Origin of the sequence: uncultured Nocardioides sp. (assembly GCF_902805925.1) — a bacterium.
Lineage (GTDB): Bacteria > Actinomycetota > Actinomycetes > Propionibacteriales > Nocardioidaceae > Nocardioides.
Genome location: NZ_CADCUP010000077.1, coordinates 1 through 9,339, shown reverse-complemented (window position 1 = coordinate 9,339; position 9,339 = coordinate 1). Strand labels below are relative to the sequence as shown.

Genomic DNA, 9,339 nt, shown 5'->3' with positions numbered 1-9,339 from the left:
TACCGCCCTCGGCCAGCCCGAACAACCTGGGCATCGTCGGAGGCGACCTCGCGGGCTTCCCCAACGGGCGGCGAGTCGACGACGACGTCACCACCATCGAGCTGCGCGCCATCGCCGGTGCGACGATCCCGCTGGTCGACCCGTCCTTCACCCCCGACGCTGCGGCCAGCGGCGTCACCGACGGCACGGAGAACACCAACCCACCGACCACGAGGGAGTTCCCCAACCTCGGGCTTCCCGGCGGTGGCTACCAGACGCAGCCCGGCACCACGCAACCCGGCACCCAGGCCTCGTGACGGCGTCCATGGAGAACCCCCATGCCGGGCAGGGCTCCGTCCTGCTCGACATCGGGGGCGACGTCGGCGCGCTGGTCGTGACCATGCCTGCCGAGCTGGAGGGGATCGAGGTCGAGATCCGGCCGCACGGTCACGGCACGACCGCGCACCGGTCGGCGCCCGACGACGTGCACCGTCACCACCCCCACGTCGCCGTGGTCAACCGACCGGTGGTGGGTGGGAGCTCGCCGTCCCTGGTCTTCCCCGAGTTGGTCGAGGGGCACTACGAGCTGTGCGCGGTGGGCACCGACGACGTCGTTCTCACGGTGGAGATCCACGGCGCGGAGGTGACCACGGCCACCTGGCCGGAGTGAGGCGCTCAGCGACACGGCGCAAGGCATGACCTGATCCGCACCGGGATGCCCGTGCCGGCCCGGGCACGGGCGCTCCCGGTGCGGGAGGTCGGGCCGCGCCGTCGTTCCGCCGACCCGTCACGTGTGCGGGTGCACGCGCAGGACGAGGATCGCGATGTCGTCCGTCGGGTTGGGGAGCTTCTGCTGCAGCAGTGCGTCCGCGAGGTGCTCGGGGTCATCGCCTGCCCGTTCGGCCAACGCCGCCGTCAGCCAGTCGAGGCCGTGGTCGAGGTCGGACGTGCGTCGTTCGATGAGTCCGTCGGTGTAGAAGACCACCGTCGCACCGGGCTCCAGCATCGCGGCGTGGTTGTTGCGCTCGGTGTCGGCGTGCAGTCCCAGCAGCAGGTCGTGACCGGACAGCACGACCACGCTGCCGTCCGGTTGGAGGAGCACCGGTGGCGGATGACCGGCGTTCGTCCACCGCATCAGGTGCAGATCGGTGCGGGCGTGCTCGCTCGTCGGCTCGACCCTCGCCAGGATCGCGGTGGCGATCGTCGTCACGTCGAGCCCGATCATCGCCTGGTCGAGCGCGCTCACGACACGGGCCGGGGGTTCCTCGAGCGTGTAGGCGATGCCTCGGAACATGTTGCGCACCTGGGCCATGGCAGCGGCTGCGTCCCGGTCGTGGCCGGCCACGTCACCGATCGTGAGGGCCAGTGCGCCGTCGGGGAGCGCGAACGAGTCGTGCCAGTCCCCGCCGATCTGGGCCGCCTCGGTGGCCGGCTCGTAGCGGACCGCCACCTGGAGACGGTCCTGCTGCATCGGCCCGGTCAGCAGGCTGCGCTGCAGCGCCGTGGAGAAGCGACGTTCCTGCTCGTGCAGTGCGCGCTCCGCGGCGCGCGTGACCAGCCGTCCGACCGCCTGAGCGACGGCGCTGGCGACCAGCCGGAGGAACGACCGGTAGCCGCGGTCGAACACCAACCGCTCGCTGCACCGGACCACCAGGATCGACTCGTGGGCGCTCACCATGTCCGCCTCGTTGGCGTCAGGGGCGGTGGTGGCTCGGCGCTCGACCGGATCAAGGACCGCCAGCGGCAGTGGGAGCCACGCGGTCGTGCCGTCCTCATCCTCGTCGGCGACCAGGCGCCGACCCGCGAGCGGGTACGGCGGAGCCGCCGGCATCCACTCGCCGGGAGTCGTGGTGGTCGGCGGCACCCCCGGGAGGTGGAGGTTCGCGAGCGGCAGGTCGGCCGGGGCGCCGGCGAGGACCATGCGCACCCGGTCGGCGAGCTCGTCGACGTCCTCGACCGCCGCGAGCTGGTCGCCGAGCTGGGCCAGGAGCTCCTGGCGACGGGCGGCGACGACCTGCTCGGTGGTCTCCGCGGCGATGTCGAGCACACCCTCGACCCGCCGGTCGGCGCCGTGCACCGGGGAGTAGGAGAAGGTGAAGTAGCACTCCTCGAGGAAGCCCCTGCGCTCCAGCGGCACCGGGGCGCCCACGACCCAGGTGGGCCCACCGCCGGCCATCACCTGCTCCATCATCGGCCCGATGACGTCCCACGCTTCCGGGAACACGTCGCGGGCCGGGCGCCCCAGGGCGCCGGGGTGCTTGTCGGCGATGAGCTCGGTGTAGGCCTCGTTGTAGACGAGCACGAACTCCGGGCCCCAGAAGAGCGTCACCGGGAAGCGGGTGTGCAGCATCGTGTCGACGGCGGCCAGCAGGGCGGGTGTCCACGTCTCCACCGCGCCCAGCGGTCCGGCAGCCCAGTCGACGGCCTCGTACGCGGTCTGCAGCGGCCCCGCTCCGCGCCACTCGATGGACGCCTCCCCAACACTCACGGGGTGAAGAGTAGGCGCCGCCGGGTGGCGAGCACCCCACCGGAACCCCGGTGTACGGCCCGGACAGCCACGCCTCGTCCGCAGAGGCGCGGATCAGTAGTCTCCGTGGCATGGTGGCCGGACGTCCCGAGCAAGCGACCGCGGCGGCACTCGTCGTCGTCGGGGCGTTCCAGGTGGCCCTGGCGGCAGGCGCGCCATGGGGTCGCGCGGCGTACGGCGGGACCCGTGCCGGCGTCCTGCCCCGCCACCTGCGCACCATCAGCGGCCTGGCCGCCCTCACCTACGGCGGCGCGGCGGCCCTCATCCTGCTCGACAGCGGCTCACCAGGCGCTCGAGCGCAGGGCTTCGCCGCCCTGAGCCTCTTCATGGGCGTCGGCGCTGTCGTCAACGGCGCCTCCCGCTCGCCGGTCGAGCGGGCGCTGTGGACGCCGGTGACGATGGCCACGACCGTGCTGGCCTGGCGCTCGCGCAACCGGTCCGCGCCGGCGTAGCCGCACCCGACGATGGCCACCTGCCGGGCCAGCTGCGTCCTCGGTGACGCTCCACCAGCTGAGGTGGTCACGGTGCAGGACCGAGCGCGCGGCTCAGGGCACGTCGCGGCGTTGGAACGACCACAACGACGCGGCCATGATCACCACGAGGACCACGCCGAGGTAGACCGACCCCTGGGCGAGGGTCAGCGTCTCCATGTTCGTGCAGCTCATGGTGCCGTCCGCCTGCTCGGTGCAGGCCTGGCCCTCCGTGCTGCCGTTGAAGAACTCGGTGCCGTTCTGGAGGATCGCCAGGAAGTTCGTGGACGGCAGCCAGCGTGCGGCTGCCTCGCCCAGCACGCTCGAGATGACGATGGAGCCGCCGACCGTGAACGCGAACAGGATGCCCAGTGTCGCGACGGTGCTGCGGAACAGCATGGTCAGCGCGTAGCCGGCGAGCCCGGCCAGGCCGATCAGGAGCATGCCGCGCAGGTTCTGGTTGCGGATCAGGGCCCACTGCTCGCCACTGGCCTGGACGTCACGCGCACCGGCCAGCAGCCATGCGCCGGTCCAGTACGAGGCGAGCACGGCCGCACCCACGACCAGGCCGCACAGGAGGACCGCCAGCGCCTTGGCCAGCCACACCCGTGACCGGCGGGGCTCGAAGAGGAGCTGGTTGCTCATCGAGCCGCTGTTCCAGTCGTGGCCGACGAAGGTCGTCCCGAGGAGCATGGCGAGGGCTGCCAGGATCGTGATCACGCCGATGCCGCTCTCCTCGCGCTCGTTGGCGAGGTCGAGCGGCTGACGGGTGAGGTACCACTCGACGCGCGGCTCGAGCATCGATCGGCAGGACGCCTCGACATCGTCAGGGTCGGCGCCGTACATCTGCGGATCCTCGGTGCAGCGCTCGATCTCGTCGCGGAGGTACGGCTGCTGCAGCTCGGCCTGCACCTGGTCCTCGGCCCGCTGCACATCGGCGTCGGTCAGGGGTCGGGTCTCGACCGCCACGGCGACCCAGATGGCGGCCGGCACCAGCACGCACGCGGCGAGCAGCACGACGACCGCGCGGCGCCAGCGGAGGCGGGTGAGCTCGAGACCCAGGAGGCGACCCATCAGTGCCCACCGTCCTCGGCGCCGAGCCGGTCGCCCTCGGTGAGTCCGAGGAAGACGGTCTCCAGGTCTGCTCGCAGCGGCGTCAGCTCGTCGAGCCAGATCCCGTGCCGGCCGAGGGCGGCGGTGATCTCCCGGGCCGGCCGCTCGGACTCGACTCGGAGGACGCCGTCGAGGTGACTCACCGTGAAGCCGTCGTCGGTGAGCACCCGCAGCGCCGCCGCCGGGTCGGCGACCCGGACCCGGTGCGCGAGGCTGGTCCCGAGCAGGTCGTCGACCTTCCCCGAGGCCAGCATCCGGCCGTTGCCGATGATGGTGGCCGAGTCGCACACCTGCTGGACCTCCGCGAGGATGTGCGAGCTCAGCAGCACCGTCACGCCCGCCTGACCGAGCTCCTCGATGGTCCTGCGGATCTCCCTGATGCCGGCCGGGTCGAGGCCGTTGGTGGGCTCGTCGAGGATGAGCAGCTGCGGGCTCTTGAGCAACGTGGCCGCGATCGCCAGCCGCTGCTTCATGCCGAGCGAGTAGGACTTGTAGCGGTCCCTCTCCCGGCCGGCCAGGTTGACGGTCGCGATGGCCGCAGCCACGCTGGCGCGGTCGATGCCGCGGCTGCGGGCGAGCAGGTCGAGGTTCTGGCGACCGGTGAGGTTGGGTGAGAACTTCGGCGACTCCACGACGGCGCCCACTCGATCGATGACCTGCGCCAGCCCGGCGGGAACCGGGGTGCCGAACAAGCGCATGGCGCCGCGGGTGGGACGGGCCAGGCCGAGCAGCATCCGGATGGTCGTGGTCTTGCCCGAGCCGTTCGGCCCCAGGAACCCGTGCACCCCGCCGGTCGGCACAGCCAGGTCGAGGTCGTGCACGGCGACGCGGACCTCGCCGCGCCGCGTACGGAACTCCTTGCGCAAGCCCGACGCCTCGATCACGTAGTCACTCATGGCACGCCTTCCCCTGGGGTCGCGCTCGACCCGGTCAGGCGACTGTGTCAGGGAGCGTCGGCGTCAGGGCAGGCGGCGCGCCGAGGTCCCACCCGAGCCGACGGATCTCGAGATCCGGCGTGGCCAGCCGACCGGCTCCGCGTCGACGACGAGATGATCGTGGCATGACCGATCGCGAGCTGCGGCTGCGCTGGGTGCGGGTGCCTGGCTCCTCGAGCTCGGGTGCGTTTCCGGCGACGCGACGTTGCCGCTGGCCCGCAGAGGGCTTCGCCTCGCTGCGTCGAGCCGGGGCCGGCGTCGGTCGCCGCGGGCCGTCGCAGCACGAGCCGTTCGACCTGGGCTCCGCGGCCACCGCGTGGCACTGGCTCGATCCAGCGGTTCGCCACCGGCGCGCGTGGGAGCTGCTGCCCTACGACGCCGATCGCTACATCGGGTAGCTCGACACCTTCTCGGGCCAGATCGCGATGGAGCCGTGGCAGCGGCATCGGCTGTACTCAGAGATCCGGCGCCGGTTGGCCGAGCGACCAGACGGGTTGCTCCGTCGTGGCTGGGGCGCCGTGCTCCACGTCGCGCGGCGGCGTGACCGGCGTGGGTCGAGAGGCTGAACGACGGTCTCCCCGGCCCCGCAGGGCCCGGCCATGACCAGCATGCGGTGAGAGCAGGCGTCAGGACACCGACGGCGGCCAGCGGTGCCTGCGCCACTCCTCCCAGCTCGCGAAGCCGGCCGGTGGGTCGTCGATGGGCTCGCTGCCGTCGAGCTCACCCGGTGTCGGGACGTCGAAGTCGGCGGCCCACGCGGCGAGCTCCGCATCGGACATGGGCCACGTCGTGTGAGGCGCCTCGGCCTGGCGCTGATCACGTCGGGCCCGTTGCTGGCCGGGAGCGAGCACGAGGTAGTGCATCTCCACCCCCGCGCCGAGGTCTGCTGCCGCCTGCCGCAGGGCGGAGCGCTCGTCGCGGCTCCAGAGGCCGTAGTCGATCACCACACTGGTGCCGAGCCCGAGGACGCGCAGCCCGATCTCGATCAGGCGTCCCTCGATCACGTCCTGCGCCCCCGGCGGGTTCTCGGGCCCGTAGAGGGCCTTCACCCATTCGTCCTTCGTCAGGCGCAGTGCCCGCTGCTCGAGCTCGAGGCGCCGCGCAGCCGTGGTCTTCCCGGTGCACGGGAGCCCCACAGTGAGGAACAGTGTCGGCCGCATGGTCCTCCCCTCCGAGGCGGACGCCTCATCATGGCCGACGTCCCGCACTCTCGCCTACGGGCTGGTCCTCCTCCAGTCCCACGGCCGCCTCGTCGGCACGGATCTCGTGGAGCAGCGGGAAGACGCCGATGCTGCTGGTGAGCGTGCGCGCGACCCGTTGCCGACAACTGCGTCGTCAGGGCGAGGTGGCGGAGCGGGCCGCGGGGGCGGCCTTTCGGACGCAGTACCATGGAGGCCATGGTCGGAGACCGCCGGTGATGCCCATGCCCCTCCCGCTGGCAGCGGCCGGAGGGGTCCCGGATTACCTCAGCGCGACCGCAGCCGTCGTGCTCGCCGCCGCGGTCGTCGGCTACCTCAGCGCGCGCGTCCGGGTGCTGCCGATCGTCGGTTTCCTGCTCGCCGGCGTGGTGATCGGGCCGAGCCAGCTCGGTCTGGTGCCGACCGGGGAGGCGGTCGACGCCGCGGCTGAGTTCGGCGTCATCTTGCTGCTGTTCACCATCGGCATCGAGTTCTCCCTCGAGCGGCTGGCTCGCGTCTGGCGTTGGATCGTGCTGGGCGGCGGCACCCAGGTGCTGCTCGCGACCGCCGCCGGCGTCGGCGTGGTCGCGATGATCGGCGGCGACTGGCGCGCAGGGCTCTTCACCGGCTTTCTCGTCGCGCTCTCGTCGACGGCGATCGTGCTCAAGCTGCTCGCCGACACCGGCCGCACCGGCACCACCCGCGGACGGCTCGCGCTGTCCACGCTGATCTTCCAGGACCTCGCGGTGGTCGCGATGGTGCTCGTCGTGCCGCTCCTCGGGGCCGACGCCTCCGGCGGTGCCGGATCGCTGCTGCGTGCGCTCGCGGTCGCGATCGGGGTGATCGGGCTCGTGCTGGTGGTCGCTCGCCGCGTCATGCCGCCGGTGCTGGAGCGGGTGGCCGCGCTGTGCTCGCCGGAGGTCTTCCTGCTCGCGGTCATCGCGATCTGCTTCGGCACGGCCTACCTCACCGCCCTGGCCGGGGTCAGCGTCTCTCTCGGTGCTTTCCTCGCCGGCCTGGTCGTCAGCGAGAGCCGGCACAGCACGCACGCCTTCGCCGAGGTGCTGCCGCTGCAGATCATCTTCTCGGCCGTCTTCTTCGTCTCGGTCGGGATGCTGCTCGACGTCGGCTTCCTGCTGCGCAACCTGCCCCTGGTGCTGGGGGCAGCGGTCGGAGTGCTGGTCATCAAGACCCTCACCACCACCGCAGCGCTGCTGCCGCTGCGGGTCGGCTGGCGCGACGCGCTGGCGGCCGGGCTGCTGCTCGGCCAGGTCGGGGAGTTCTCCTTCGTGCTGCTCACCGTCGGTGAGGGCGTGGGGCTCTCGCCGCTGGGTCGCGGCGAGGAGGGATCCCAGGTGTTCGTGGCCACCACCGTCCTGCTCATGGTCGCGACCCCGGCCCTCGCGGCGCTCGGCGAGCGGATGCTCCCCGAACGCGGTCCGCGCGGCGATGCGCGCTCCTCGCCGGGCGGGGCCGCCGCCGACGGCGCAGCGACGCCGGGAGCGGCCGAGCGGTCCGACCACGTCGTCCTCCTCGGGTGGGGTCCCGACTCCGTCGAGCTGGCCCGGGACCTGCGGGCGCGCGGCACGGAGGTGGTCATGACCACTCTCAACCCCGGTGGCGCGGGCGACGCCGAGGCGCTGGGTGTGCCCGTGGTGCGCGGGGACGCGATGCGGGCGCACGTGCTGCAGGAGGCGAGCGTCGAGGCGGCCCGACTGGTCGTGGTGGCCGAGGACGACCACGAGAAGGCCGCCCAGGTCGCCTCCGTCGCGCGCCGGCTGACCACCGCCCCGATCGTCGTGCGTGCCCACGGCGGCCCCGATCTGAAGACCCTGGCCGAGGCGGGGGTGGACCACGTGGTCGACCCCGAGGCGGTCGGGCGCCAGCGCCTGCACCGCACGGTGCTCGACCGGATCGGCGTGCCGCAGGTGGTGCGGCCCGGGCCGGGGGCCGGACCCGACCAGGGCTCGTGGGCCGACACCACCCGCCTGGTCGACTACCGCTGGCCGGCCGACAGCGGCTGCCCGCACGGGCCGTCGTCGCGACCGGTGCTGCCGCGCTCCGAGGGGTGTGTCGAGTGCCAGCGCGGCGGCCACGGATGGGTGCACCTGCGGATCTGCCTCGAGTGCGGCCACGTGGGCTGCTGCGACTCCTCGCCGGGTCGCCACGCGCGGGCACACCACCACGAGACCGGCCATCCGCTCCTCACCTCCGCCGAGCCCGGCGATGAGTGGGGCTACTGCTTCCTCGACGGCACGACCGTCTCGCGTCCCGAGCGCCGTCCCGGCGGCTGAGCAGGGCGGCGGCGCACTCGTCCCTCGCTGCAGCCTGCTCCTCCCCGAGCCGCTCATGACATGTGGAGGTCGTGGCGCGTAGTCGCCGACGAGGGGTGCGGGCGGATCCGTGTGTCTTCACCGCCGAGCAGCGCGATCGGTCTGACGTGGTCCGGTGAGACTCCTCCGGGAGAGCCGGTCACGACCGGTCACCAGGGTGGGAACCGGGTGGCGGGCGACGGCGGCTTGTTGCGAGGCTCGGGCGCCCGGTGAGGCCCCTGGGGTGAGGACCCATGCGACCTCGATCCCCGACTACCTGACCGAAGCACTCGACGACGTCAGGGCAGACCGGACAGGTGCGCCGGCGGGATTGATCCCCCAGCTCGCGACAGCCGATCCCCCAGGCACGAGCCACGTCCGACGGCGGGTACGGCCGCTCCGGCGTGGGCTCGTAGGACCTGACGCCCGGTCCCTGCTTCAGCGACGCCCACAGCCGTTGGCGTTCCTCCGCGCCGTCGTCGGTGGCTACGGCCTGCCGGGTGAGCCGGCGTGTCCCCCACGCCGGAGACAGGACTCGGCAGAGCTCAACCCGAGCCCGTTGCTCGGTCGCTCGGTCGCGTGCGCGGGACATCCCGACCGACCCCAGTGATGAGTTGTCGCGGTCATCGCCGTCATACCTACGACACCACGACGGGACGGAAGGATGACGATGAGTGCGAACATGCGACTGGAGGAGGTGGGCGTGAGCGGTCTGGGCGAGATCGACGAGCCCGCGTTCTCGGCGCGGGCCGAGCGGCACCGGCGGGAGCTGCACGTGCACTGCTACCGGATGCTCGGATCGTTCCAGGACGCCGAGGACACCGT

9 protein-coding genes are annotated in these 9,339 nt (G+C 72.5%); 5 read left to right on the top strand and 4 right to left on the bottom strand.

Annotation, left to right across the window (positions count from 1 at the left end):
• A partial coding sequence (locus QZX64_RS05440; protein ID WP_295657584.1) for a DUF4331 family protein occupies positions 1-296 on the top strand: 296 nt, incomplete at its 5' end.
• A complete protein-coding gene (locus QZX64_RS05435) occupies positions 293-649 on the top strand; it encodes a hypothetical protein (RefSeq protein WP_295657583.1) in 357 nt (118 codons plus the stop codon). The genes QZX64_RS05440 and QZX64_RS05435, both read left to right, overlap by 4 nt.
• A 117-nt stretch (positions 650-766) precedes the next feature.
• On the opposite strand, the gene QZX64_RS05430 is transcribed toward QZX64_RS05435, so the two are convergent.
• Positions 767-2,467 carry a SpoIIE family protein phosphatase gene (locus tag QZX64_RS05430; protein ID WP_295657582.1) on the bottom strand — a complete coding sequence of 567 codons (1,701 nt, stop codon included), beginning with the start codon at positions 2,465-2,467 and terminating at the stop codon, positions 767-769.
• 110 nt (positions 2,468-2,577) lie between these two features.
• Between QZX64_RS05430 and QZX64_RS05425 the strand changes: the two genes are divergently transcribed.
• On the top strand, positions 2,578-2,958 hold the full coding sequence (locus QZX64_RS05425; RefSeq protein ID WP_295657581.1) for a hypothetical protein: 381 nt from the start codon (positions 2,578-2,580) through the stop codon (positions 2,956-2,958).
• Between the two features lie 93 nt (positions 2,959-3,051).
• Here the strand turns inward: QZX64_RS05425 and QZX64_RS05420 are convergent, their stop codons facing one another.
• On the bottom strand, positions 3,052-4,050 hold the full coding sequence (locus QZX64_RS05420) for an ABC transporter permease subunit (RefSeq protein WP_295657580.1): 999 nt from the start codon (positions 4,048-4,050) through the stop codon (positions 3,052-3,054).
• On the bottom strand, positions 4,050-4,985 hold the full coding sequence (locus tag QZX64_RS05415) for an ABC transporter ATP-binding protein (RefSeq protein ID WP_295657578.1): 936 nt from the start codon (positions 4,983-4,985) through the stop codon (positions 4,050-4,052). The genes QZX64_RS05420 and QZX64_RS05415 overlap by 1 nt, the downstream gene beginning before the upstream one ends.
• Before the next feature lie 164 nt (positions 4,986-5,149).
• Between QZX64_RS05415 and QZX64_RS05410 the strand changes: the two genes are divergently transcribed.
• On the top strand, positions 5,150-5,422 hold the full coding sequence (locus QZX64_RS05410) for a hypothetical protein (RefSeq protein ID WP_295657577.1): 273 nt from the start codon (positions 5,150-5,152) through the stop codon (positions 5,420-5,422).
• A gap of 228 nt (positions 5,423-5,650) precedes the next feature.
• On the opposite strand, the gene QZX64_RS05405 is transcribed toward QZX64_RS05410, so the two are convergent.
• Positions 5,651-6,184: an ATP-binding protein gene (locus tag QZX64_RS05405; RefSeq protein ID WP_295657576.1), complete on the bottom strand. Its 534-nt coding sequence runs from the start codon at positions 6,182-6,184 to the stop codon at positions 5,651-5,653.
• Positions 6,185-6,441: 257 nt separating this feature from the next.
• Here QZX64_RS05405 and QZX64_RS05400 point away from each other — a divergent pair, with 257 nt between their 5' ends.
• Complete coding sequence (locus tag QZX64_RS05400) at positions 6,442-8,496, top strand: cation:proton antiporter (RefSeq protein ID WP_295657575.1); 2,055 nt, start codon at positions 6,442-6,444, stop codon at positions 8,494-8,496.
• Positions 8,497-9,339 lie beyond the last annotated feature (843 nt).